Here is a 24,821-nt window from a genome sequence, read left to right as displayed (position 1 = left end):
ACTCCTGTTTATAACGTACGATTAATCCCTTTGTCATCGATTCCTTTGGGCAGAGATATGGGAAAGTAAAAACTTTCCCATATCCATTATTGACACCACTCACATTCTTCAATATCTGTAGAAGAAGAGCGTACATAGTAAGTTGTTTTCAGTCCGCTCTTCCAAGCCTGTAGATGCAAGTCTAGTAAAACAGAAGCCCGGATCGTGTTCGGCACATACATGTTAAATGAAATCCCTTGGTCTACGTGTTTCTGGCGCATTGCATTCTGTTTCACCGACCAGCGCTGGTCAACAATATAAGCGGAACGTCTGTAGATATGGTAATTATTGTGGTCCATATCTGGTGCCGTTACAGGCATTTTAAAGTCTTTCTTCTCTTCATGATAGAAAGGTTTAAACACTGGGTCGATTCCTGCAGTAGAGCCGGCAATAATCGAAGTAGACGCATTCGGTGCAACAGCCATTACATAACCATTGCGGATTCCGGTTTCTTTCACCCGCTCCTTCAATGCCATCCACTCTTCGGAATCATCGTACCCTCTGTTATCAAAGTACTCTCCTGTACTCCATTTACTTCCTTCAAATACTTGATAGCTGCCTTTTTCTTCCGCTAAATCTGCTGATGCAGAAATCGCTAAGTAGGCGATTTTTTCATAAATTGCATCGGTATATTCTACAGCTTGCTCTGATTCCCACTCAATTCCTTCTTTTGCAAGCAGATGGTGGAATCCGAATGTACCTAGACCAATCGCTCTATACTTTTGGTTCGTGAGCGTTGCTTGTAATAATGGCAACGTATTGATATCAATGACATTATCAAGCATGCGAACTTGAATTTTGATGAGGCGTTCCAATACATTATCTGGTACAGCCTTTCCTAAGTTGACGGAGCTCAGGTTACAAACAACAAAATCACCAGGCTTGTATTTTTTCACAACGGCATTTTCTTCCGTGAGATATTGCTGGACAAACTCTGTCGGGGATTGGTTTTGCGTAATCTCCGTACATAAATTCGTGCAATAAATCATCCCAGTATGAGAGTTCGCATTCCGGCGGTTCACTTCATCTCGGTAAAACATGAATGGTGCCCCTGTTTCAAGCTGTGAACGCATGATTCTCTTCATAATTTCAATTGCAGGTACTTTCTTTTTCGAATCTAAATTAGCGTTAATGCATGCTTGATATTTCTTGCGCCATTCTCCATCACCTTTCTTCTCATCGTAGAAATCTTCTAGAGAGAAGCCCATCACCTCACGAACTTCATGAGGGTCAAATAAATACCAGTCTCCTCTGTTCTCCACTTGTTCCATAAATAAGTCTGGCATACTTACCAAAAAAATTATTTAGCTTCAAGTCAAGAAATTCCTCAATATCGCGATGCCATACATCTAAATAAACCGAAATTGCACCTTTTCTAGTACCAAGCTGATCAACACTTACCGCCGTGTTATTTAACTGTTTAATCCATGGTACAACCCCACTAGACATCCCTTTAAATCCTCTAATTGAACTGCCCCTCGCTCGGACTTTACCCATGTAAACCCCAATTCCACCGCCATTTTTCGACAGTTGGGCAACATCGCTATTACTATCATAAATGCCTTCTAAACTATCATTTACCGTATCGATAAAACAACTCGACAATTGCCCGTGACTCTTCCCTGCATTAGCCAATGTTGGTGTCGCAACCGTCATATATAAATTACTCAGCGCCCAGTATGCTTCTAGAACGTGCTTCGTGCGACCCTCAGCTGGTTCTTCTTGCATAAGATGCATCGCAATAACCATCCAGCGCTCTTGTGGCAATTCATAGATATTCTTTTCATGATCCATTGCAAGATAACGAGTTGCCAATGTATAAATGCCAGGGTACGTAAATAATAAATCCCTTTCCTGTTCAAGTGACTCACCAAAATAATCAATTTCCCCTTTCGTGTAGCTTGAAAGAAGATTAGTAGAATAAATTCCTTTATCGGTCAATTGCTTTAATAAATCGTAGAAGGGACCATACGAAAGAGAAGCGTCATAACCCCTATTTTCTGCAGCCTTTTGATAGAGTTCATGCAAATAAATTCGTGTAGCAAAATAAGTCCAGTCTGGTGATACTTCGTCTATATTTTCAAGGGCATGGTTAATTAGAGCATCATAAAATTCATCCCTCATTTGGTCAGAATTCCAGAGTCCTTCCACTTTTTCTTTATATTTTTCGGTTTGAATATTTAATCCCTTGGCCCATTCATCAATTAATTCAATCCCTTTAGAACTTTTAGTTTGACTCATTGTTTGCATTTTATTTCCTCCCTTTATGTAAACACATTAAAAAAACCGTTCATTTTCGGGATGAACGGCAGGAAAAAACGACAAAATGCATAAAAAAATACACACTTCTTATCGTTTTACCTTTCTTACACCCCGAAGAAACAAAACTTGCAAGTTATGGCAGGTCTCCTGGCTTGTGCTTCTTCCTACTATAGCCCTTCCCATATCGTCACCTAACAGCAAGCGATATAGTGGTTTACTAATTCGTCCACACGTACAGTTGCGGGGGCAGCTCCAGCTTTTAACTGGATTCCCTTTTAAACAGTTATCTTGTCACCATTACTTATATACTACATTTAGTATTAAATTGTCTTGTCAAGCACTATATATTGAATTCTATCATAGAGTATACCCCTTTTCAACAATTAATAACTTACGAAAAGGTTCCGTTAGCTGAAGGAAAATTTACTCAAATGTTACAGACCGTTAATACGTGCTAAATTTAAATATTAAATTTCTTTATGCGATATTGAAGGCTCTGTCTGCTTATACCTAGAATCTTTGCAGCTTGTGTTATATTATAGTTATTTTCTAAAAGTGTTCGTTTAATATATTCCTTTTCCAACTGTTCCATTCTAACTCGCAGCTTTCTCGAATGAAAATCGTTTATAGGGGGACTATCCTTGCTGTTTCTATCATTGTCTCTCTTATATTTATTATGGTTTCGAAAACGAGTGGGTAAATGATGAACTTGAATTTCCTTTTCTTCAACTACTAGATTCATCGCACCTTCAATAGTATGCTCTAACTCTCTTACATTCCCTGGCCAGTCGTGTTCATAGAGTAATTCTTTTGCTTCCGCACTAACATTCTTTATATTCATTTGAAAAAGTGTGTTGTATTTATTAATAAATTCCGTCGTTAAAGGCATAATATCTACTTTTCTTTCACGTAAGGGGGGGATGAATAAAGTTACGACACTCAAACGATAAAATAAATCTTTCCTTATTCGATTTTCCATAATCATATCGGCCGGGTCTTCATTAATCGTTGCGATAATACGAACGTCCACCTTTTTATCCTTTGTATCCCCTATTCTTCTTACTGTTCTTTCTTGCAGCACTCTCAAGAGTTTTGCTTGAAGGGAAGCGTCTAAAGAATTAATCTCGTCAAGTAACAAAGTTCCACCATCTGCTTGTTCAAATAGACCGGGTGAATCTATCGCATCCGTGAAGGCCCCTTTCTTTGTACCAAATAATAAACTCTCCATTAAACTTTCGGGTATTGCTGCACAATTCTGGGCGACAAAAGGAGCAGATGACCTTGCACTACCATTATGGATACTTTGCGCAAATAATTCCTTACCAGTTCCTGTTTCGCCAACAATAAGAACAGATGAAGTTGTTCGAGTTGCTAGTTTTGCATCTTCAATTACCGTAGCAAATTCTTCACTATCTCCAATAATTTGATCAAATGTAAATTTGGTGTTTTTCCTCTGTAACACATTTTCCTTAATAACTTGTTCTAATTGAGTGATATCTTTTGCTATCTCGACTGCCTCAGTAATCTTTCCATCTTCTATAATTGGAAAAGTATCATTAATTGTCGTGATTTCTTTTCCAATATTATTAAAGTAAGTTTGTTTAATCCCTCTAGTTTCTTTCCCGGTTGTTAATGTATGGACAAGTGTACTATGCTGATTTTCCTTAAATGAAAAAACTTCTAATACATCCTTATCCAATACGTCAGCTGCTTCCATTGATTCAATTTCCATCATTTTTTTGTTATAAATAATTGTTTTCCCTTGATTATTAATTACGTGGATACCAACATTCACTTCATCCAGCAACTGTTCATATAGTTTATTTCTATGCTTTAGTGCTTGCAGATCCATTACATCATTTCCCATGAAAGTGTTCCCTCCCTATTATCAGCTTAATGGAAATATACTGTAATAGCAAAATAATTTTGCACGGTTATGCGCTTTTTAAAAATAACGCAAATTTATTTTGCATCTCTTTTTATTAAAACCTTGATAAGTCAACACTTAAATAGTTGGCATGATTTTTGCTATTTATACAAGCAAGCGAAATTTTATAAGGAGAGTGGATTCTATGTTAACACCGTATAAGCACGAACCATTTACAGACTTCTCAATAGAGAGCAATCGCAAAAGATTGGAATCTGAGTTAGAAAAAATTGAAAGAAAACTCGGGGGAACTTATGACCTCTTAATAGATGGAGAAAAAGTACTTACTGAAGAAAAGATCACTTCTATTAATCCGGGGAAAAAAGAAGAAATAATTGGATACGTTGCCAAGGCGAATCAGGAACATGCTGAAAAAGCTGTGCAAGCAGCGAATCAAGCTTTCCAAACTTGGAGATATACGAATGCAATTGACCGGGCGAATATTTTAATACGGACTGCAGCAATTATCCGTCGCAGAAAGAGTGAATTTACAGCTTTACTGATTAAAGAGGCTGGAAAACCATGGAACGAAGCCGATGCTGATATTGCAGAGGGTATTGACTTTATGGAGTATTATGCCCGACAAATGATTGAATTAGATAAAGGAAAAGAAATAAATAGTAGACCAGGGGAATACAATCGGTACCTCTATACCCCTTCAGGCGTTGCAGTGACCATTCCGCCATGGAACTTTGCTTTTGCCATTATGGTAGGTACAACGGTAGCACCACTTGTTACAGGCAATACAGTCATACTTAAACCTGCAAGTGCAACCCCTGTAATTGCTGCAGAATTTGTAGATGTTTTATTGGAAGCAGGCATACCAGATGGCGTCATCAACTTCCTACCAGGCAGTGGTTCAGAAGTTGGAGATTATCTTGTGGATCATCCAAAAACAGCGCTAATAACCTTTACAGGTTCACGTGAAGTTGGAACTCGCTTATATGAACGTGCCGCAGCGGTTAATGAGAACCAATTTCACTTAAAACGTACAATTGTAGAGATGGGTGGAAAAGATACAGTTGTAGTCGATAATGAAGCAGACATTGATATTGCTGTCGACGCCATTGTAACTTCTGCATTTGGATTTTCAGGGCAAAAGTGCTCTGCTGGATCTCGCGCAGTCGTTCATGAAGATGTCTATGATGAAGTACTAGAAAGGGTAGTAAAACGCACGAAAGAGCTAACTGTTGGTGAAACTACCACACCCGACGTTAATATGGGACCTGTTATCGATCAAGCTGCCTTCAACAAGATTATGAATTATATCGAAATCGGTAAAGCAGAAGGCAAACTAATGACTGGTGGCGAGGGGGACGACTCCAAAGGTTATTTTATTCAGCCAACCATTTTTGCTAATTTAGATGTAGAAGCACGTATCATGCAGGAGGAAATCTTTGGCCCTGTTGTTGCATTTGCAAAGGCAAAAGACTTTGATCATGCACTGGAAATTGCCAATAACTCTGAATATGGATTAACAGGAGCGGTAATTACAAATAATCGTGAAAAAATAAATAAAGCTTCTAGAGAATTTCATGTCGGTAATTTATACTTCAACCGTAATTGTACGGGGGCAATTGTTGGTTACCACCCGTTTGGCGGATTTAAAATGTCTGGTACGGATTCAAAAGCGGGAGGTCCAGATTATTTGGCACTCCATATGTTAGCGAAAACAATTTCTGAATCATACTAATATAGAACAGTGCAAGGAGCATCATAGCTCCTTGCACTACTCTAAAGGAGGAGTACGGATGACTTTAACGCAAACAACCGAAGAAATTATTGAATTAACCGAGCATTATGGTGCACATAACTATCATCCACTACCGATTGTAATTTCGGAAGCAGAAGGGGTCTGGGTAAAGGACCCGGAAGGCAATAAATACATGGACATGCTTAGTGCTTATTCAGCAGTCAACCAAGGACATCGGCACCCCAAAATTATTAAAGCACTTAAAGAGCAAGCCGATAAAGTAACTTTGACATCCCGCGCTTTTCATAATGATTTGCTAGGTCCCTTGACAAAACGAATTTCAAAATTAACTGGTAAAGATAAAGTATTACCAATGAATACAGGAGTAGAAGCAGTAGAAACTGCGATAAAAGCTGCTCGCCGATGGGCTTATGAAATAAAAGGAGTAGAGGATAATCAGGCAGAGATCATTGCTGCAAAAGGGAACTTTCACGGACGAACAATAAATGCAGTTTCTTTATCTAATGATCCTACTGCAAGAAAGAATTACGGCCCATTTATCCCCAATATTAAGCGAGTAGACTTCGGTGACATAGATGCTGTCAAGCGTTCGATTACAGAAAATACTGCTGCTATTATTGTAGAGCCTATTCAAGGGGAAGCCGGAATCATCATTCCCCCCGAAGGCTATCTCAAAGGAATTCGTGAAATATGTACGGAGAATAATGTGTTATTCATTGCCGATGAGGTGCAAACAGGCTTGGCACGCACTGGAAAAATGTTTGCATGTGACTGGGAAGATGTTGTACCAGATATCTATGTATTGGGTAAGGCCCTTGGAGGTGGAGTATTTCCAGTATCCGCTATCGCTGCGGATAAAGAAATAATGGATGTCTTTACACCTGGATCACACGGTTCGACTTTCGGTGGAAATCCACTAGCATGTGCAGTTTCTTTAGCTGCCCTTGATGTAATAGAAAAAGAGGATCTTGTGACAAGATCACTGGAGCTTGGTGAATACTTCGAAAAAGAATTGCGTAAAATGAACATCCCCGAACTGAAAGCAATTCGAGCTCGCGGACTATTCATCGGTCTAGAGTTCAATCATCCGGTTCGCGGTTATTGTGAGAAACTAAAAGAAGAAGGCGTCTTATGTAAAGAAACGCACGAAAACACAATCCGACTTGCACCACCATTAACGATAAAACATGATGAACTTGACTGGGCTATTGAAAAAATTAATAACGTATTATCATCATAAAAATAGATAATCTATCATCCTATTTGTACAATCGCTGTATCTTTATCAGGCTTGAACGGCGATTGTATTTTTTTATCTTATCCATTTAACTGCTATAAAGCTTTATTTTATAATCTTCTCTGCTGCTAATAACAATCTAAAGTGGTATATTATAGGGTATTAAAGTTAGAAGAATCAGTAATATTTTTCTGTTTGTTATGGAAGGAGCGATAAAATGGAAATTAGAAATCTAAAGACATTTCAAGTTGTAGCGGAAAAATTAAACTTAACGGAAGCTGCAAAGGAATTGAAATACACCCAACCTACTGTAACTTTACATATCCAAGCTTTAGAAGAAAGATTAAACCATAAACTTTTCACCCGAATTGGTAAAGAGACCTTTTTAACGGCCGCTGGTAAGAAGTTTAAGGTACATGTAGATCATTTACTTGCCTATATAGAAGACATCGAAAGAGACATGCAGAAACTGCACCGCCCTGATGGAACTCTTACGATTGCAGCATCTGAATACTATTGTACGCGCTATCTTGCATTAATAATAAAGGCTTACTCCGAGATGTATCCAAATGTTCGTTTAAACCTTCTCCCACTAAATAGTCACCACGCTCTTGCATGCGCTAGAAACCATGTTGCTGATATCGCCATAGTGGCAGGTAACGATGGAGGAGCTGATTTAAATAAGATTATTTTAGATGAAGAGCATGTGGTATTAGTCGCTTCCTCTGAGATTAGTCAGGGAAAAAATGTAGATGAAATTTTTTCTGATTACCCATTTATTTCTTATGATGACGATTGTAGTTTTAGTGAAATTGCTAGTAATTACTTTAAAGAAACGGGTCTCAAACCCGAATCAACCATTATTTGTGGAGGTAGTGATGAAACAATAAAGCGAATTGTTTTAAATGGGACAGGCTCCGCTGTATTAGGAGAGAATATAGTCAAAGAAGAATTGGAGGATGGTTCTCTTATCGTTTTAGAAAGGATTGCTGATCTTGTCACCACTTCATCTATTTATTTAAAGGTTCGTTCGGAAGAGCCAAATATTCAAACATTTAATGAGCTATTACAAAGCGCTTGGCCACTAGCTACTCATCATTAGAATTTAACTAAGCCAGTTATATCTAAACTAATGCAAAAAACATCAATTAACCCACATCAAATGAATATGTGGGTTAATTAATCCTTACAAATTAAAAATATAACATGCTAGTATACTTCAATTTTTTAGCAAAATATTATACATACACTCCATTTACAATCTGAGCCTTTTTATAGTTCCCTTCAAAGAAGTTTTTTACATTTGTTGCACTTTCAATTGAAGCCTCCCGAATCGCTTCTTGGGAATAAAATGCAATGTGGGGAGTAAGAATTATATTTTCATACTCCATAAACGCATGGGTGTGCAAATCAGGGTTTTCTTCAGTTAATACATCTGCAGCATAATATTGCATTTTCCCAGAATCAATGGCACGTACAATTGCAGATTCATCAATCAATTGTCCCCTTGCTGAGTTAATAAAAATAACTTGGTCTTTCATTTTTGCGATACTTTGATCATTAATGATTTGATATGTATCATTATTTACCGGCAGATGAATACTTAAAATATCTGACTCGGCCAGCACTTTGTCAAAAGAAACTAGATCCACATGATATCTTTCCTTCACTTCACGTTTATCAATAAACGGATCATACGCAATTACTTTTGACCCGAATGGCTTCAATCTTTCGACTACCAACCTAGGAATATTACCAAATCCTAATAGACCTATCGTTTGTTCTTCAAGTCTTCTTGTATTTGGAAATGTATCAAACTTCCATACTCTTTCTTTTTTAACTTGATGATGAAATGAACTAATTCTACGATTAAGCATCAATATCATAGCCATCGTATAATCAGCAACCTCTTTAATGCAGTATTTTGAAACATGGGATACTGCAATGTTTTTAGATTTTGCATAGTCTACATCTGCATAATTGAATCCTATCGTACCGAATGCAATCAGCTTTAGATTAGGTAATGCATCTATTACCCGCTTTGTAAATGGTTCATATTCACAAATGACAGCATCTGCATCTTTGCAGTTTTTAATCAAATCATCTTCCGTATAAGATGGAATTTCTTTAATTTCAAGCTGGTCACCAAAGATTTCTTTCTCAATTTCGAGTGCACCCGGAAAGTCAAAGGTACGTACTACTTTAAACATAAAATTGCCTCCGTTATTGAGTTAATTTTTAAAGTCTAGTAAATAATATGTGCAATGATAGCAATAATCGGCATTGAAATGATTGTTCTTTGAATGAAGATAATTAATAAATCCCAGAAATTCGCCGGCATTTTTGAAATGATTATTAAAGTTGCCATTTCTGTTAAATAAATAATTTGAACTAATGATAAAGCTCCAATAAAGAATCGTGTTATTTCAGTTTCTATTCCTGAAGCTAACACTGCAGGAATAAACATATCAATAAATCCAGTGATCGTAGCAGGCGCCGCAGCTTGTGCCTCAGGGATTCGAAGGAACTCTAGCACATAAACCATTGGCTGAGAAATAATAGTGAAGAAAGATGTATATTCTGCAATAATCAATGCAATCGTGCCAATTGCCATCACTTGAGGTATCAAGACAAATGAAATATCTACAAAAACTTCATACCCCTGCTTCAATTGTGTCTTTAATGAACCAGACTTTTCCGCACGTTTTACAGCTTGTTCCAACGCCCAAGCAAATTTATTTTTGTTTTTTGGCACTACTTCTGTATAATGATTCTCAACATGGAATGTATCAGGGATTCTCGATATCGGTGGAATTCTAGGAATGATCATTGCACAAATAATCCCTGCAATAACAATCGTTAAATAAAACACTGGAAACATATGATCCACTTCTAGCATTCTTGCAATAACAAGACAAAATGGTAAGGATACCGTTGAAAAGTTTGTAGCAATGGCTACCGCTTCTCTCCCAGTATAAAATCCTGTATTATATTGCTCCCGTGTTAGTACCACGCCAACGTTAACATTTCCGATCCACGACGCTAATAAATCAATAGCCGATCTTCCAGGCAGGGTAAACAATGGTCTAATAACATCTCGTAATAGTGTTCCTGTGAATTCCATAATCCCAAAATTAATCAGGTAAGGCATCAAGAATGAAGCTACTAAAAACCACATAATCAATGTTGTCAATAATCCCATCATTGTACCACCTGTACTATCAGAATACACCACACTAAGTCCAACTTGATAGTGTGTCATAATGATAGCTGCCATTCCAATGACTCTTATGACGAGCCAAAAAAACGATGTATTGAACATTGAATTTAACATTCTAGATGATGTAATGAATTTAGGCTTAAAGAAATAGGCTATGACTGACAGAACAGTTGAAATGATAATTACTAATGTTATTACGAATGGAAGAAAACTTGAAAATAAATCAATAAAAAATTCAGTGATTACTCCAAGCGGGATATTAAAATTATTATCTGCATCTCTTACTGGCATTAAAAAAATAATTACTCCGAATAATGAAGGAATGATAAACTTTAACAAACCAGATATTGAGACTGAGTATTCTTCAACTTCCTTCTTTTGCGCTCTCATAACGATCACTCTCCAATCTTAGATCACACTAGACCATAAACCATACTTACATGCTGAATATCTATTTTCCAATTCTTAATAGGTCTACCTCCTCAAGATACCGCTTACATTCAAACGCACATCTAAACAATAAACCCTATCACAGATTAGAACATCATGACTCACATGATGTTGTGGGGTAAACACAAAAAGTTATTTTCCCAAGCTACTCAGTTATCTGCTCCCTTTAAATCCTGCTCATATTCAGCTATTGCTTCACCCAATATAGCAATTCCTTGATCTAAATGTTTTCTATCAATGGTTAGAGGTGGCATCATACGAATTACTTCCCCCTGATTACCACTCAAGTAAAGAATAACTCCTTTTTCAAGACACTTTTCAAGTATGTTCATTAATCCTTCCCCATTCGGCTCGCCTGTGTCTGGGTGAACAATTTCAATTCCTATCATCAATCCAATTCCTCTTACGCTACCAATAGCTGGATGGTTTTCTTTGAGGTTCTCTAATTTTTCCAACGCATACTCACCTAAGATTCTAGTATTTTCAATTAAATTTTCCTCTTTAAAAACATCAATCGTTGCGCATGCCGCCGCACATGCCACTGGATTCCCTCCAAATGTTGTACTATGACTCCCAACTTCCCATTGTTCCATTAATTCCCTCGAAGCCACAGTTGCACTTAATGGAAGTCCACTAGCAATTCCCTTTGCAATTGCCATGATATCTGGAGTAACACCGAATCTATTAGCTGCAAACCAGTCACCGGTTCTTCCAAACCCTGTTTGGATCTCATCAAAGATTAGTAAAATATTATGCCTGTCACAAATCTCTCTAATCTTTTGCAACCAAGCTTTCGGAGGCACGACATATCCTCCTTCACCCAAGACAGGTTCTAAAATAACTGCTGCAACTTCACCAGGGTCAACTTGATGATTAAATAGTAATTCAAAGTCCTTTTCTACATGGTCGGACCAGTAAAGCTCCGGATCTTCCCCTTGTGGTGTTTCATCTACTTTTGCATAAGGAATCTGGTAGGTCATACTCCCTCCAACCGGAAGATGCTTTCTGTATTTACTTTTAGAAGATGTCAAACCTAATGCTCCCATCGTTCTTCCATGGAATCCGCCAATAAATGAGACAACATATGGTCTCTTCGTTACGTGTCTCGCCAATTTTACTGCACCCTCAATTGCTTCGGCACCACTATTATTAAAGAAGAAACAATCAAGCGGCTTAGGTAAAACGGTTCGCAGCTTTTTTGCTAATTCAATAATAGACTCGTAGTTGATAATACCAATTGGGCCATGCATTAAATAATCGACCTGATCTTTAATAGCAGCAATAACTTTAGGGTGTCTGTGACCAGTATTTTCCGTAGCTATACCCGCTGTTAAATCTAGATATTTACGATCATCCATACCGATGTAATACAAACCTTCAGATTTTTTAACTGGTAAATTAGGGAAATCTTTAGCCATCGTGGGTGCCAATAATCCTTCATTATTAATTGTGTTCCAATCAATCATTGATAACATCTCCCTTTTCCGCAAATTTTGAAATATTAATCATCATTCTTCCACAATATTAAAACCTCGTCAAACGCAATCCATAAGAAAAATTAATACTAACGAAGGAGTCTAAATCCACGATTTTTTTGTAATTAACCTCAAAGTTATTTATAAAAATACAAAGAGTACTATAAGTTTTATTACCTAAATGCTATTATTCATGTGTTAATAAACGTCCATCAGAAAATCATGAGGTAAATTAGTGTATATTTATTAACATTTAATGTTCGTTTGATTCATTTCGCTTAAAGAACTAAGATGTCCTTAAGCTTTAATAGGGGAGGTACTTTTTATGGGAAAGAATATTTCAATTTTAGGAGTTCCAATGGATCTAGGACAATCAAGAAGGGGGGTAAACATGGGGCCAGATGCTATCCGCTATGCCGGTATTGTAGAACGACTGGAGGAACTCGGCCATTCTGTGGTTGACAATGGAAATATTGCTGTCAGCAACAAGGATAGGAATGATTTATCATTAACAAACTTGAAAAACTTACATGCAGTTCTTAAGACTAATATAGATTTACAGGAACAGGTAGATAATATAATTAAAAGCCAAGCATTTCCCTTAATTCTAGGAGGGGATCATAGTATAGCAATTGGAACACTAGCAGGATTAGCACAGAATTATTCTGATTTGGGTGTTATTTGGTTCGATGCTCATGGAGATCTCAATCTACCTGATACATCTCCCTCTGGCAATATTCATGGGATGCCGCTTGCAGTTAGCTTAGGATATGGTCACCCTTCCCTTGTCAATATCGGGAGTAAGGCTCCAAAAGTAAAACCTGAGAATGTAGTGATGATTGGAATACGCGATTTAGATGAGGGAGAAAAAGAATTGATTAATCAAATTGGCCTGAAGGTATACACGATGCATGAAGTTGATAAACTCGGGATGAATCAAGTTATACTCGAAACAATGGACTATCTTAAAAATACAGATGGAATCCATTTATCTTTAGATTTAGACGGTTTAGATCCACTTGATTGTCCCGGTGTAGGCACTCCAGTAAACGGTGGAATCAGTTATCGTGAAAGTCATCTTGCAATGGAAATGTTAGCGGATACAAATTTAATTACTTCTGCTGAATTCGTTGAGGTAAATCCTATTCTAGATGAAAGGAATAAAACAGCTGAAGTTGCAGTTGATCTTATAGGTTCTTTACTAGGTGAGAAAATCTTAAAAACATCTCCACCGAAAGCAACAGTTTAAATTAAAGTATCTTAGGAACGCAGCTATAAATCTATCTTCATGTATTAAGATATTTAATAGTTGTTCATTTAACTTTTGCAGTCTGAAACTGTAGGCTCTTCCCTGGAATAATTAATGCAATGCAACAAGTAATTCATTATGGTATTGGACACGTTTCCAACATCTTAATCAAGAGGGCATAGGCATTTTCATTTTTCATTGCCCATTTGAACAAGTTTTGAATTCGTTCGGGTGATTAGGAGTGCTATAATCACTCGAACGGGCTTAGATTTGAGTTTGTTCGGGCAATTAAAGGTGTTCTTACCAACCGAACTAGATACATTTAAGGGGTAATCGGAAAATAGTGTGGAAAAGTCAGCACCATAGATTTCTTCATATACCCATTCAAAGCCAGTTTGTGTCCAATTTGGTAATTGATCAGGCAACATTTTTCCGAAAGTAACCTCAACCTCTTTGAATTTCTTTTTCTTTTTAGCTTTACGATAGCCTTGAGTAAACAAAATCTTTGCTCTAAGTGCCTCAAATATCCACGACCAACATGGTTCATTGTTTTAATTAAGCGATTTAGGGATTCTGTATAAGCGTTTGTAATGGGAGAATTAAAATAGTTGAATATCTCTTCTTCCCAGTTGTTCACTGCCCTAATCAGATCCTCAAAGTAGATTATTAATTCTGTGGGTACGTTTGAAAGCCAGTTTTGATAGAGTTCATAGGCTTCGTTGACTGTATTAGCTTCATAAATATCAATGAATTGTTCCTTAAGCTCGTACGCTTGACCCAGTAACGGGAACATATCAGTCCACACTTGCAGTTTAATTTGATCGTCAAAATCATTAAGCTCTTTACGCCTTTTTAGAAGCACATAACGGTCTCTCATGAGTTGCCTACGCTCTTTAGCTGATACATTTTCACGGTTAGCCTTTCGTATCTTTTCCAAGGCTTCATTAGCTAATTTAACAACATGGAACTTATCAATTACGATTTTGGCATGTGGTATCACTGAGTTAACAGCACTTTTATAGGGATTCCACATATCCATTGCTACAAGTTCAACTTTATCAATGTCTTTGAGCTTTGAAAAGTAACTGATAACCATATCCTTATTGAGTTTTCCTAAAATATCAATTACTGACTTATTTTCAACATCGGTGATAACACAACGATAGTTTTTAAGCAAATGAACTTCATCAATACCAAGCCATTTAGGAGTTCTAAAATCAGTTTGATCTTCAAGTTCAGCAACGTAGTCATTAAAGATGTTTCGTACAGTTTTTTCATCAACGCCAATCTCATCTGCAACACTAGTAAACGTCTTTTTAAGGCTTGCTTCTTGAATCCAATTAAATAGCCTATTAGTAACAGAACGATTGACGTCCAGAATATTAAAGTTTGATAGATTAATCATATTGGTTAACATTTTTACAATCCCTTACTGTCGGTAGTTAATACTCGGTTGTTAATTAAATCCTATTATCTTCTTTTAATAATAAGAGAACCTATACCTACAATCCAAATATACGAAAAGAAAAAGATCCATAGGTAAAAAATTGAAATCGACTCGTTTCCTAAAAGTGTAAAAACTCCTAAAGCTATAAATAAAATAGCTAAGGAAATATGCGATGCGTATGCAAAAAAACGGAACACATTACGAATGATTCGTTCATCTGCTTCGGGAAGATTATCTTTTTTTCCTTTTTGTTTAACCACTTCAATAATTGTAAGAATAACCGCTACTATCAAACCAGCTGTAAGAACTTCAGACGGAAATTCTCCTTGAATAAAGTAAATAAGAATTGAACCTAAAACAGCACCCATAAAAGTGCAAATAATTATAAAGAAAGGAGTCCACTTTTCTAAAAATGCTCCCCATTTTTTTCTATCCTTTACATTCATTTGTCATCCTCCTCTAAAATAAATAATTCATCAATTGGTACGTCAAAATATGCTATTAATTTCAACGCTAACTCCAGACTGGGATTATACTTGTTTTTTTCAATTGCATTTATAGTTTGACGTGTAACTTGTAAATCTTCAGCCATTTTAACTTGGGTTATCCCCTTTTTTAGGCGGATTTCTCGAATATGGTTAATTACCCTCATTAATCACCCCTCCAAGTCATAGTAAAGATATCTTTACACATACAATAACAAAATAACGACCGACTGTAAAGACTTCTTTACAGTCAGTCGTTATTTTTCCCACACGATAATCCGAATACCCCATTTAAGTTCGTTCGGGCGATAACATGATAAAATCAAAACCACATGGAATAGGGGGAGAATATTAGATTTTTTTCTCTTGTTTCCATGCGGCTTTTCTATTGTTTTTTCTATAGACTTTTAATCTTAGTCATCATACGCATTTAAAGCATTCACACTATGCGCGATCGCCGAGCCCGCCTTTAATGCCGTTGCAACAAAGATCGACTCTGCTAGCTCTTCTTTCGTCACACCCGCTTTCTTTGCACCCTTTGTATGGATATCAATGCAATACGGGCAACCCGTTGTATGCGCAACAGCTACTGCGATAAGTTCCTTTTCTTTCACACTTAATATATTATCCTTGAGTGACAACGTATCAAAATCTACAAACGCTTTGAATATATCGCCATTAAGGGCGGAAAACTCTTTTAACCGGTTGAAATAAGATTGTTTATATAATTCTTCATCCTGGATTTCATCGTAAGCATTCAGTGCGTTTACACCATGAGCAATTGCAGATCCTGCTTTTAACGCTGTTGCAACGAGAACTACTTCAGACAATTCTTCTTTCGTTACACCTTCAGTTTTAGCCGCTTTCACATGGACCTCGATGCAATACGGGCAACCTGTCGTATGTGCAACAGCAATCGCAATGAGTTCTTTCAACTTTCTAGATAACTTTCCTTCAGCCAATGCCACCTTATCAAACTGCGCGAACGCTTTAAACGCATCCGGCGCCAGATCACCTAATTCACCAAGACGGTTGAAATATGATTTTTGGTACAATGCTTCCTGATTTGTAGCTACTGTTTCTTGACTCATGATAAATTCCTCCTTGTTATGTTCATCTATTTAAAAACAATTACTTCTCCAATGAATTAAACTCCTACTTTTTCAAGCTCTTTCGCTTTTAACTCCCGACGTAAAATTTTTCCGCTGATCGGTGTTTTCGGAAGCTCCTCCATAAATTCAATTTCTTTTGGGGAGGCATGTGCTGCAAGACCTTTACGGACGAATTGGCGCAATTCTTGTAGTAACGCTTCACTCGTCTCATAGCCACTCTTCAATACAATAAACGCCTTCACAATTTCTCCTCTGACCGCATCTGGCTTCCCAATAACACCAACTTCTGCGACTGCAGGATGTTCCATCAGCTTACTTTCTACTTCAAATGGACCGATTCGTTCACCGGAAGAATTAATCATATCGTCACTTCTCCCTTGGAAAAAGATATAGCCATTCTCATCCATCGTCGCCAAGTCACCTGACACATACCAGCCTTCAAACGGGAAGTACGTCTCATATTTCGCCGGGTCTTTCCAAACTTCGCGCATAATAGCAGGCCAATTTGCTTTCAGCGCTAAATGCCCTACCTTTCCAGGTAAAAGTTCTTTTCCAGCCTCATCTAAAATCACTGCTTCAACCCCTGGAAAAGGCTTGCCCATTGATCCTGGAACGATTCTTTCTGTCGGTAAATTGACAATAAGCTGTGCCCCCGTCTCTGTCATCCACCATGTATCATGGATACGTCTAGATAATGTTTTAATCCCCCAACGAATGACTTCTGGGTTTAATGGTTCACCAACACTTAAAATATGACGAATCTTAGATAAATCATAGTTTGTTAACTTCTCATCCCCTTTTGCCATCAACATTCTATAAGCTGTCGGGGCACTATACCAAACCGTTACACCTGCTTTCTCTAAAACAGAATACCATTCATCCGCATCAAATCTGCCACCATGAATGACAATCGTTGCCCGGTTTAAGAGTGGTGCAAAGACCCCGTATACCGTTCCAGTCACCCAACCAGGATGAGCCGTACACCAGTAAACATCATCATCTTTTAAATCCAAAACCCATCTACCCGTGATGTATTGCTGGATCATTGCCCGGTGTGCATGGATAATACCTTTCGGGCGACCAGTCGAGCCACTCGTATAGTGAATATTGAGTCCGTGGTTTAAATCCACCCACTCGGTAATGCCTTCTTCTGCTTGTGTCGCTCGCGCCTCCGCATAGAGAGAGATTTCATCACCGTTACATTGCTCGGGCTCTCCAGTAATCCAGACCGTCTGAAGGGAAGGCAACTCTTCCCGCGGAACACGCTTGATCAATTCCGGTGAAGCAATTAAGTAAGTACCTTCACAGTCCGCAATACGCTCTTTCACAGCATCTTCCATAAACGCTTCAAACAGTGGGCCGACAATCGCACCAAGCTTGATTGCGGCAAGCATAGCTATATGACAATCAGGATGTTTTTCTAAAAAAACGAATACGAAATCACCTTTTTTCACCCCTTTATTTTTTAGAACTGTCGCCCAAAGATCCGATTTCTCTTTTAATTCACGGTAAGTCAATGTATATTCTTCAGCTTCTCCGAAATAATGAAGTGCGATTTTTTCTCCATAACCATCTGCCACATGGCGATCCACACTCTCATATACCATATTTACTTTTCCAGTATCCGACCAACTAAAATGAGACTCGATTGTCTTCCAAGTGAAATCCTCTCTGACAGGCAGATCAGCTGCTATATTATAATTCCCTTCATATGAATCAATGACTTCTTCTTTCCCCATCGTTCGTTAGCCCCCTTATTCAATATGTAATACATCTAAAATTTTAGCTTTTTTTGCTGCTAAGTTTGAATCTCCCCGGTCACGGGGCTTCGCTTCCTCAATGGACAGCTTTCCTTCCAATCTCCCCGGCTGACCACCAAGAATCAATATCCGGTCGCATAAATACAATGCTTCATCAATATCATGTGTAACGATAATCATCGTTGTCGAGCGAATCTCTTGAATTTCTAACAATAAATCCTGCAATTGCATCTTGGTGAAAGCATCAAGTGCGCTAAACGGCTCGTCTAATAACAAAACACTAGGCTCTCCAATAAGTGCGCGGGCAATCGCCGTTCGTTGCGCCATTCCACCGGATAAATCTTTTGGAAAATGATTGCCAAATTCAGACAACCCGACTAGATTCAAATATTCCTGCACGTCAACACTTTTCTTATCTTTTACACCAAATAAGATATTTTCTTTCACGGTTAGCCAAGGCATTAATCTCGGTTCTTGGAAAATCATTCCGATTGGTCGCTCACCTAAGCTTGCAAGTACAATATCTCCCTCAAACCCCGCATCCAGACCAGACAACACCCGTAACAATGTACTTTTACCACAGCCACTCGTCCCTAAGATCCCGACCGTTTCACCTTCTTGAATGGCAAATGATAGATCTTTAAAGCCTGCCAGTCCGTTATTGAACGTTCTAGATGCATTTTCTACTTTCAACATGATGATCCCTCCGTCAGAACTGATTTTGTAAGTTATCCTGCCATTTTAATGCACGGGCCTCTAATGTCTTCAATAGGAAATCGGTTGCTTTACCTAGTAGTGCGAATAATATAATGCTTGCGATGATAAGTTCAGGTGAATACGTATTTTGGCCGACAACGAGCAAATAACCTAGCCCCTGGCTCGCCCCCATTAACTCGGAGGCAACAACGAACATCCAGCCTAAACCAACCCCACTCCGTAACCCAACGAGGAAAGATGGGAGGGATGCTGGAAAAATAATGCGACGAACTGTTTGTAGGGCTGTGAAATGATGAATCTTCCCAACTTCAATTAACTTCCGGTCTACACCTTGAATTCCCGAAACGATATTCAAATAAATTGGGAAAAAGACACCAACTGCAATTAACATCACTTTAGAGGCCTCTCCAATCCCCATCCATAGGATAAATAGCGGCACCCACGCGAGCGACGGAATCGAACGAAACGCTTGAATTAATGGATCCATCAATTGTTCAAACCATTTAAAATAACCGACAACAGATCCAATTACGACTGCTGCAACCATCCCAGCTAGGAACCCAACGGCAACCCGATAGAAAGTGACCCCAACATGCCCCCAAAGTGTCCCTTCATTTGCTAACTCGATGATTTTTTGTACAATCGTTGTTGGAGCGGGGAAGACATATGCATCGAGCAAGCTGAAACGAACCGCCACTTCCCAGATGATCAACAGAACAGCTGGGATGATGAGACCAAGCGCAAACCCCTTCACTTTCTTCCATTCTGAGTTGACCTTAATTGCTTTCTTTTCTTTTACTTCAAATATTTCATTTACATCTGTTTTGACCGACATGCCTCTTCCCCCTACTTCATTCAATTACATTTTTTGAAAATTTTTCTACGATTAATTCTTCCACCAGTTCCTTAACATCAATATTTTCTTGAATGACATTTTCCGCTTGCAGTACTTCACCTGCTGCGTTCAGTGCTTCAATTTGCTTCTCTCCGGGAATCGGATCTGAAAAGTCATTCCGTTCCAAGCTCTTCTCGGCTACCTTTAAATCCATATCTGCTTCTCGTGCCAATATTTCCGCTGCCTCCTCTGGATTTTCGATGACCCATTCTCTCGCCTTTTCATAGACCTCAATTACTTTTTCTACAACCTCTGGATGCTGTTCTGCAAATTCAGAGCGGACATTTAATGTTCCATACGTATTTTTGTCATGGTCCCGTAAAAATAAATTTGCACCAGAATCAACTTCAACTCTTGCCATATGTGGATCTAACCCAGCCCATGCATCGACTTGATCGGTTAAAAGAGCATTTGCCCCATCAGCATGTTGTAAGTTCACAATTTCCAAATCCTGTGAGGAAAGTCCCACTTCCTGCAACGAACGCAACAGGAAAATGTATGGGTCTGTTCCTAATGTGGCAGCTACTTTCTTTCCTTCCAGCTGTTCTACCGATTTAATGTCAGAATCAGCTGTTGCGACAAGTGCCGTCCATTCCGGCTTCGAATAAATATAGACGGACTCAATTGCCGATCCATTTGACTTTGCAATTAATGCAGCTGCCCCAGCAGTCGAACCGAAATCTACACTACTCGAATTTAAAAACTCAAGTGCTTTATTACTTCCATGACTGAGCACCCATTCCACTTCTATCCCCTGCTCCTCAAACACTTCCTCCGCCCAACCAAATTCTTTCAATGCCAGACTTGTCGGGGAATAATATGCATAATCTAATACCACTTTATCTAATGTGTCCTTTCCTTCTCCCTTGGCAGAGCCACAAGCTGTTATAATGAGCGATGCTCCAATCATTACTGCAATAAACGCAATCCACTTTCTCATGTCTAGTTCCTCCTAGGCTTATTTTTATATTGAATTTCAATTTAAGTTTGCTAAATATCATTTTCCTTATAAGTATAGTCGGGTTTAAGTGTGGACTTTCCATCTTTTCAAAGATGTTTCATATAAAAAACCCCCTTCCTTAAGAAGAGGGTTTTAAAATTCCTCCTCTTATCTTTCAGATTCTTAAAAACTGTAGGATTTAGCACCTTTGCAGTTTAGCCAACTGCAGGTTGCCGGGTTTCGTCGGGCCTATTCCCTCCACCACTCTTAATAAGAGAGTATACATATGTAATTGTATTGAACAAATTATTTTAAAATTTTACCGATTGGAAACTATTCTAATCAAAGTGAATAAAATTGTCAACTTCTTTTTTAAAATTTCAGTGGGACAGAGGGTCAGAGCATTTGTCCCAGTTTTAATATGATTGCAGAATTACTTAAGATTTTATCTTGTATTTTTCCTGCTATAAGTGGATACTAAAGGATATAGGCAAAACTAGTTAACTTACTTCACATGGCATAAGAGAGGAAATATTATATGGAATCAATCGTCGACTTTTTCCGAAAAACCGGAGTAAAACGCATTATTATTTTTGGTTTAATCATTCTAATTCTTTACAGTGTAAGAAGTTTAATAAATATTATCCTCCTTACTTTTATTTTTTCATTTTTGATGAATGGGCTAGTTGAATTTACAGTGAAACGGATCAAATTTAACCGATCGATTCTCGTGTTATTGCTATACTCCGTAATCGTCGGTTTATTAACAGTAGGAGCTGTAAAATACTTACCAATTATTACGATGGAAATCAGTCAAGTCATTGGGCAGATTTCAAATTTCTCCATCCAATCGTATAATAATCCAGTTTTTAGTTTTATAGAACCGATTATTTCAAGCGCTCAAATTACGAGCTACATAGAAAACGGCTTTTCATTTCTCTTAAAATCGATTACAGATATTAGCACGGTAAGTGTACAGGTTTTAATCTCGTTAATACTTAGCTTATTCTTCCTGCTCGAAAAACCCCGCCTACTTGCATTTACGAGTAAGTTCAAAAAAAGTAAGGTTGCGCCATTTTACCTGGAGATCGAGTACTTCGGCAGTAAGTTTTCACGCACCTTTGGCAAAGTAATTGAAGCACAATTTATGATTGCCCTGATTAATACATTTCTTACGGTCATTGTATTAATCATTCTTGGATTCCCACAGATCTTTGGATTAGCGATTATGGTCTTTTTCTTAGGGCTTATCCCTGTTGCAGGTGTAATCATTTCACTTATCCCGCTATCTCTCATCGCCTATACAATCGGGGGCTTTTTAACCGTTATTTACTTGCTCACCGCAATTATGGTTATCCATGCAATTGAAGCGTATATTCTTAATCCAAAATTGATGTCTTCTAAAACGGATTTACCTGTATTTTATACATTTATCGTCTTAATCTTTTCACAGCATTTCTTTGGTGTCTGGGGATTAATTATCGGAATACCAGTGTTCGTATTCTTGCTGGATATACTGGATGTAACCGATAATGATAAACATGAGCAAATAGAGTAGAGGTGGGACACGGGGTTATTTGTCCCACTTATTCATAAAATAAAAAAGGCTCGCGGTTCGCTTGATGTCCTTGTAACTCCGTAGAGAAAAAACATTACGGGAGCTGACTAAGACTTGAGGTAATTGGATTCTTAATTTGAACTTTTATTATTTCCAGGAGTGTCCGACTCAAATTCAATATGCTTATTAACGAAATGAATGATCTAAATGCAAATTATTAAAACATACACATGCATATTAATTTATAAAAAACGCCCATTTGGAAAAATCCAAACAGGCGTTTTTGATATAACAAGGTCTTACAAGTCTATTGGTTTTATATTATCCGCAATAATATATAAATTAGGGGTGCAATAAAAATGTTTAGCACCCCTTCTTTTATTGAAATTATTTCTTTACAGTGTGTATAAAATGAATTGTCTCAAAGGCAGATAAATAATCTGTCCTATTTCTAAAATAAAGTTCATTTATCGAATTTGGTGATAAATGTTCATAAATTAGCAAACCTGATTTTTCTAACATACTCTCTATTTCATTATGAGTGAAACTTGACTTCATTGGTTCCCCACTTGCTAAAGCCATTTTTACCATATTTTCAACTCTATTAGGCATCCCTTTTTCTTCAAAGAGTTTTTCGTCTGCATAATCAAAAACAAGAGAACTACCCGGTGAGATGTTAGTAAATAAATGACTAATCAATCTCGCGTTTTCCTCTTTTGTTAAATAATATGAAACGCCCAATAGGCTAAAGAAAGTCTTTTTGTTGTCAAATCCTTTATCTATTAAATATTGCTTAGAAAACTTATTAGTAAAATCCATAGAAACAAAATGAAGATTTTTTGGGATATTAAGTTTAACATCCTTTAACTTCTTCTTTTTAAATTCTTGCGTAGCTGGATGATCAATTTCAAAAATCTTCAAGCTGTTGTTCAACTCTGGATATCGGAAGCCAAAAGTATCTAATCCAGCTCCGAGTATGACATATTATTCTACTCCTAAATTAACTTCATTTAGCAATACTTTTTCACAGTAAGCAGAACGTGCTAATGATATTAGGGATAGTTGAACTCTCCTGTTAAAGAAATATATGATTACACTCTTGTAAATTTCATCCTTATTTTATCGCTTGTAAATAGAGATCAAGTGAATTTTCGACTTCTGCTTCAACTAATGAAATAAAATCATGATAATCTTTTGTCGTATGCGCTTTATCCAAAGCTTCATAATAAGCTAATCGATTTTCCACTTTGATAACAACCGGTGGATACCCGTCTTTCATTAACTCTAAGTTTAGTAAGAGCCTCGCAGTTCTTCCGTTTCCGTCAATAAACGGATGAATACCTACAAATATGGCATGTAACATTGCGCCACGTTTAATAGCATGATGAAGGGCCCCTTCATTTTCATACCATTTCATCATCTTTTCCATCTTTTCATGAATCAAAAAGGCAGCAGGGGGGACATGCTCCGCTCCCGAAATAAACACTTGCTCTGCTCTGTATACACCTGCATATGCATCGTCAATTCCTTTTAACACAAGGCGATGAAGGTTTTTTATTTGCCATTCTGAAAGAGGTTCCTGATTTCTAATAATTTCTTCTACATAACGAATCGCATCTCTATGATTAATTACTTCTAAATGTTCTCTTAATGTTTTTCCACCAACCGTTATCCCTTCTAAAACAACTTTTGTTTCATTTAACGTTAACGTATTCCCTTCAATTGCGTTAGAGTTGTATGTCCACTCTAAAAATAACTTTTCTTTTAGCGTCCGTAATGTGTGTGTTGGTAAAGGACGAGCAGCATCTAACTGCTCCTTTTTTTTAAGAATATTACTTAACAAATAATTCACCTCTCTCACTATTTTTCATTATGACGCTATATTTATAGAATTACTCAAGCGTTTTATTACTTTTCATTATAACATAGCAGAAATGGAATAAGATTCTTTATACAAAAACCCTCTCCCACCGAAGTGAGAAAGGGTTGATACGTAATATAAGATTGACGTTTTGAGAACTGTGGCGCGCGACGTGCAGATTTAAGACCGTATTTCTTACGTTCTTTCTAATGAGTGTATAATACAATGAAAGTTCAGTAAAAATAATTAAGTTTCATGCCTATAAATAGATATAATAACATCCTTGTTCACTATTCCAAAAAATAATTTGAAGTGCCTTTTTTGTGCAACTGCCGTCGCACAAAAAGCTGCATCAATGGCAGCTGGATCTTCAATATAGACCTGTTAGCCATCCATGTAGCGCAAGATCAGTGCTGATCCTCAGCTGTTTGCGGTCTAAACTGTTGTCTTTATAAAGAACTTTATAGCCAAAA

18 protein-coding genes, 2 pseudogenes and 2 riboswitches are annotated in these 24,821 nt (G+C 37.6%); of the genes and pseudogenes, 5 read left to right on the top strand and 15 right to left on the bottom strand.

The genetic code is table 11. The features are described 5' to 3' along the window. Positions 1-86: 86 nt before the first annotated feature. Positions 87-2,289, bottom strand: a pseudogene (locus IEX94_RS13690) (ribonucleoside-diphosphate reductase subunit alpha). Between the two features lie 132 nt (positions 2,290-2,421). Next, positions 2,422-2,615: riboswitch (cobalamin riboswitch) on the bottom strand. A gap of 146 nt (positions 2,616-2,761) precedes the next feature. Further along, positions 2,762-4,168 carry a sigma-54 interaction domain-containing protein gene (locus IEX94_RS13685; RefSeq protein WP_188858287.1) on the bottom strand — a complete coding sequence of 469 codons (1,407 nt, stop codon included), beginning with the start codon at positions 4,166-4,168 and terminating at the stop codon, positions 2,762-2,764. Positions 4,169-4,373: 205 nt separating this feature from the next. Here IEX94_RS13685 and pruA point away from each other — a divergent pair, with 205 nt between their 5' ends. From pruA to IEX94_RS13670, 3 genes are all read left to right on the top strand, one after another. After that, complete coding sequence (pruA, locus tag IEX94_RS13680; RefSeq protein ID WP_188858286.1) at positions 4,374-5,921, top strand: L-glutamate gamma-semialdehyde dehydrogenase; 1,548 nt, start codon at positions 4,374-4,376, stop codon at positions 5,919-5,921. A gap of 58 nt (positions 5,922-5,979) precedes the next feature. Further along, complete coding sequence (locus tag IEX94_RS13675; RefSeq protein WP_188858285.1) at positions 5,980-7,182, top strand: ornithine--oxo-acid transaminase; 1,203 nt, start codon at positions 5,980-5,982, stop codon at positions 7,180-7,182. 214 nt (positions 7,183-7,396) lie between these two features. Then, on the top strand, positions 7,397-8,281 hold the full coding sequence (locus IEX94_RS13670; protein WP_156857502.1) for a LysR family transcriptional regulator: 885 nt from the start codon (positions 7,397-7,399) through the stop codon (positions 8,279-8,281). A gap of 136 nt (positions 8,282-8,417) precedes the next feature. Here IEX94_RS13670 and IEX94_RS13665 read toward each other — a convergent pair whose 3' ends face one another. From IEX94_RS13665 to IEX94_RS13655, 3 genes are all read right to left on the bottom strand, one after another. After that, a complete protein-coding gene (locus IEX94_RS13665) occupies positions 8,418-9,389 on the bottom strand; it encodes a C-terminal binding protein (RefSeq protein ID WP_188858284.1) in 972 nt (323 codons plus the stop codon). Between the two features lie 35 nt (positions 9,390-9,424). After that, on the bottom strand, positions 9,425-10,789 hold the full coding sequence (locus IEX94_RS13660; RefSeq protein ID WP_188858283.1) for a YjiH family protein: 1,365 nt from the start codon (positions 10,787-10,789) through the stop codon (positions 9,425-9,427). 209 nt (positions 10,790-10,998) lie between these two features. Further along, entirely contained in the window at positions 10,999-12,315 is a 1,317-nt protein-coding gene (locus IEX94_RS13655; RefSeq protein WP_373290840.1) for an aspartate aminotransferase family protein, read from the bottom strand. 334 nt (positions 12,316-12,649) lie between these two features. Between IEX94_RS13655 and rocF the strand changes: the two genes are divergently transcribed. Then, complete coding sequence (rocF, locus tag IEX94_RS13650) at positions 12,650-13,573, top strand: arginase (RefSeq protein ID WP_188858279.1); 924 nt, start codon at positions 12,650-12,652, stop codon at positions 13,571-13,573. Positions 13,574-13,895: 322 nt separating this feature from the next. Here the strand turns inward: rocF and IEX94_RS13645 are convergent, their stop codons facing one another. From IEX94_RS13645 to IEX94_RS13610, 8 genes are all read right to left on the bottom strand, one after another. Further along, positions 13,896-14,990, bottom strand: coding sequence for an ISL3 family transposase (locus tag IEX94_RS13645; RefSeq protein WP_188858277.1), 1,095 nt, complete (start codon positions 14,988-14,990; stop codon positions 13,896-13,898). Between the two features lie 53 nt (positions 14,991-15,043). Beyond that, positions 15,044-15,466, bottom strand: coding sequence for a hypothetical protein (locus IEX94_RS13640; protein ID WP_188858275.1), 423 nt, complete (start codon positions 15,464-15,466; stop codon positions 15,044-15,046). Further along, entirely contained in the window at positions 15,463-15,672 is a 210-nt protein-coding gene (locus tag IEX94_RS13635; protein ID WP_188858273.1) for a helix-turn-helix transcriptional regulator, read from the bottom strand. Before IEX94_RS13635 ends, IEX94_RS13640 begins: the two co-directional genes overlap by 4 nt. 246 nt (positions 15,673-15,918) lie before the next feature. Beyond that, entirely contained in the window at positions 15,919-16,596 is a 678-nt protein-coding gene (locus IEX94_RS13630) for a carboxymuconolactone decarboxylase family protein (protein WP_188858271.1), read from the bottom strand. A 56-nt stretch (positions 16,597-16,652) separates the two neighbouring features. Further along, positions 16,653-18,356 (bottom strand): acetate--CoA ligase, encoded by a 1,704-nt coding sequence (gene acsA / locus IEX94_RS13625; protein ID WP_188858269.1) that lies wholly within the window; start codon positions 18,354-18,356, stop codon positions 16,653-16,655. A 15-nt stretch (positions 18,357-18,371) separates the two neighbouring features. Beyond that, on the bottom strand, positions 18,372-19,073 hold the full coding sequence (locus IEX94_RS13620) for an ABC transporter ATP-binding protein (protein ID WP_188858267.1): 702 nt from the start codon (positions 19,071-19,073) through the stop codon (positions 18,372-18,374). Between the two features lie 13 nt (positions 19,074-19,086). Continuing rightward, positions 19,087-19,929, bottom strand: a complete 843-nt coding sequence (locus tag IEX94_RS13615) for an ABC transporter permease (protein WP_188858265.1) — start codon at positions 19,927-19,929, stop codon at positions 19,087-19,089. A 16-nt stretch (positions 19,930-19,945) separates the two neighbouring features. After that, positions 19,946-20,929: an aliphatic sulfonate ABC transporter substrate-binding protein gene (locus tag IEX94_RS13610; protein WP_188858263.1), complete on the bottom strand. Its 984-nt coding sequence runs from the start codon at positions 20,927-20,929 to the stop codon at positions 19,946-19,948. Positions 20,930-21,094: 165 nt separating this feature from the next. After that, a riboswitch (SAM riboswitch) is annotated at positions 21,095-21,206 on the bottom strand. 261 nt (positions 21,207-21,467) lie between these two features. Between IEX94_RS13610 and IEX94_RS13605 the strand changes: the two genes are divergently transcribed. After that, positions 21,468-22,487 (top strand): AI-2E family transporter, encoded by a 1,020-nt coding sequence (locus IEX94_RS13605; RefSeq protein WP_188858261.1) that lies wholly within the window; start codon positions 21,468-21,470, stop codon positions 22,485-22,487. A 387-nt stretch (positions 22,488-22,874) separates the two neighbouring features. On the opposite strand, the pseudogene IEX94_RS13600 reads toward IEX94_RS13605, so the two are convergent. Together IEX94_RS13600 and IEX94_RS13595 are read right to left on the bottom strand one after the other, a co-directional pair. Beyond that, positions 22,875-23,600: pseudogene (locus tag IEX94_RS13600) on the bottom strand (class I SAM-dependent methyltransferase); the annotation flags it as partial. A gap of 1 nt (position 23,601) precedes the next feature. Continuing rightward, positions 23,602-24,330 (bottom strand): Fic family protein, encoded by a 729-nt coding sequence (locus IEX94_RS13595; protein WP_188858259.1) that lies wholly within the window; start codon positions 24,328-24,330, stop codon positions 23,602-23,604. Positions 24,331-24,821: the final 491 nt, after the last annotated feature.

The sequence above is a fragment of the Oceanobacillus indicireducens genome, assembly GCF_014647195.1.
Lineage (GTDB): Bacteria > Bacillota > Bacilli > Bacillales > Amphibacillaceae > Oceanobacillus > Oceanobacillus indicireducens.
The sequence above is the reverse complement of the archived record's forward strand: the minus strand, read 5'-3'. Positions and strand labels throughout refer to the sequence as shown.

Bases quoted from the DNA above. Each gene is read 5' to 3' on its own strand.
- IEX94_RS13670 (WP_156857502.1), top strand. From the start codon at position 7,397: ATGGAAATTAGAAATCTAAAGACATTTCAAGTTGTAGCGGAAAAATTA.
- IEX94_RS13640 (WP_188858275.1), bottom strand. From the start codon at position 15,466: ATGAATGTAAAGGATAGAAAAAAATGGGGAGCATTTTTAGAAAAGTGG.
- rocF (WP_188858279.1), top strand. From the start codon at position 12,650: ATGGGAAAGAATATTTCAATTTTAGGAGTTCCAATGGATCTAGGACAA.
- IEX94_RS13615 (WP_188858265.1), bottom strand. From the start codon at position 19,929: ATGTCGGTCAAAACAGATGTAAATGAAATATTTGAAGTAAAAGAAAAG.
- IEX94_RS13610 (WP_188858263.1), bottom strand. From the start codon at position 20,929: ATGAGAAAGTGGATTGCGTTTATTGCAGTAATGATTGGAGCATCGCTC.
- IEX94_RS13620 (WP_188858267.1), bottom strand. From the start codon at position 19,073: ATGTTGAAAGTAGAAAATGCATCTAGAACGTTCAATAACGGACTGGCA.
- IEX94_RS13605 (WP_188858261.1), top strand. From the start codon at position 21,468: ATGGAATCAATCGTCGACTTTTTCCGAAAAACCGGAGTAAAACGCATT.
- IEX94_RS13665 (WP_188858284.1), bottom strand. From the start codon at position 9,389: ATGTTTAAAGTAGTACGTACCTTTGACTTTCCGGGTGCACTCGAAATT.
- IEX94_RS13645 (WP_188858277.1), bottom strand. From the start codon at position 14,990: ATGTTAACCAATATGATTAATCTATCAAACTTTAATATTCTGGACGTC.
- IEX94_RS13660 (WP_188858283.1), bottom strand. From the start codon at position 10,789: ATGAGAGCGCAAAAGAAGGAAGTTGAAGAATACTCAGTCTCAATATCT.
- IEX94_RS13675 (WP_188858285.1), top strand. From the start codon at position 5,980: ATGACTTTAACGCAAACAACCGAAGAAATTATTGAATTAACCGAGCAT.
- IEX94_RS13655 (WP_373290840.1), bottom strand. From the start codon at position 12,315: ATGATTGATTGGAACACAATTAATAATGAAGGATTATTGGCACCCACG.
- pruA (WP_188858286.1), top strand. From the start codon at position 4,374: ATGTTAACACCGTATAAGCACGAACCATTTACAGACTTCTCAATAGAG.
- acsA (WP_188858269.1), bottom strand. From the start codon at position 18,356: ATGGGGAAAGAAGAAGTCATTGATTCATATGAAGGGAATTATAATATA.
- IEX94_RS13635 (WP_188858273.1), bottom strand. From the start codon at position 15,672: ATGAGGGTAATTAACCATATTCGAGAAATCCGCCTAAAAAAGGGGATA.
- IEX94_RS13630 (WP_188858271.1), bottom strand. From the start codon at position 16,596: ATGAGTCAAGAAACAGTAGCTACAAATCAGGAAGCATTGTACCAAAAA.
- IEX94_RS13685 (WP_188858287.1), bottom strand. From the start codon at position 4,168: ATGGGAAATGATGTAATGGATCTGCAAGCACTAAAGCATAGAAATAAA.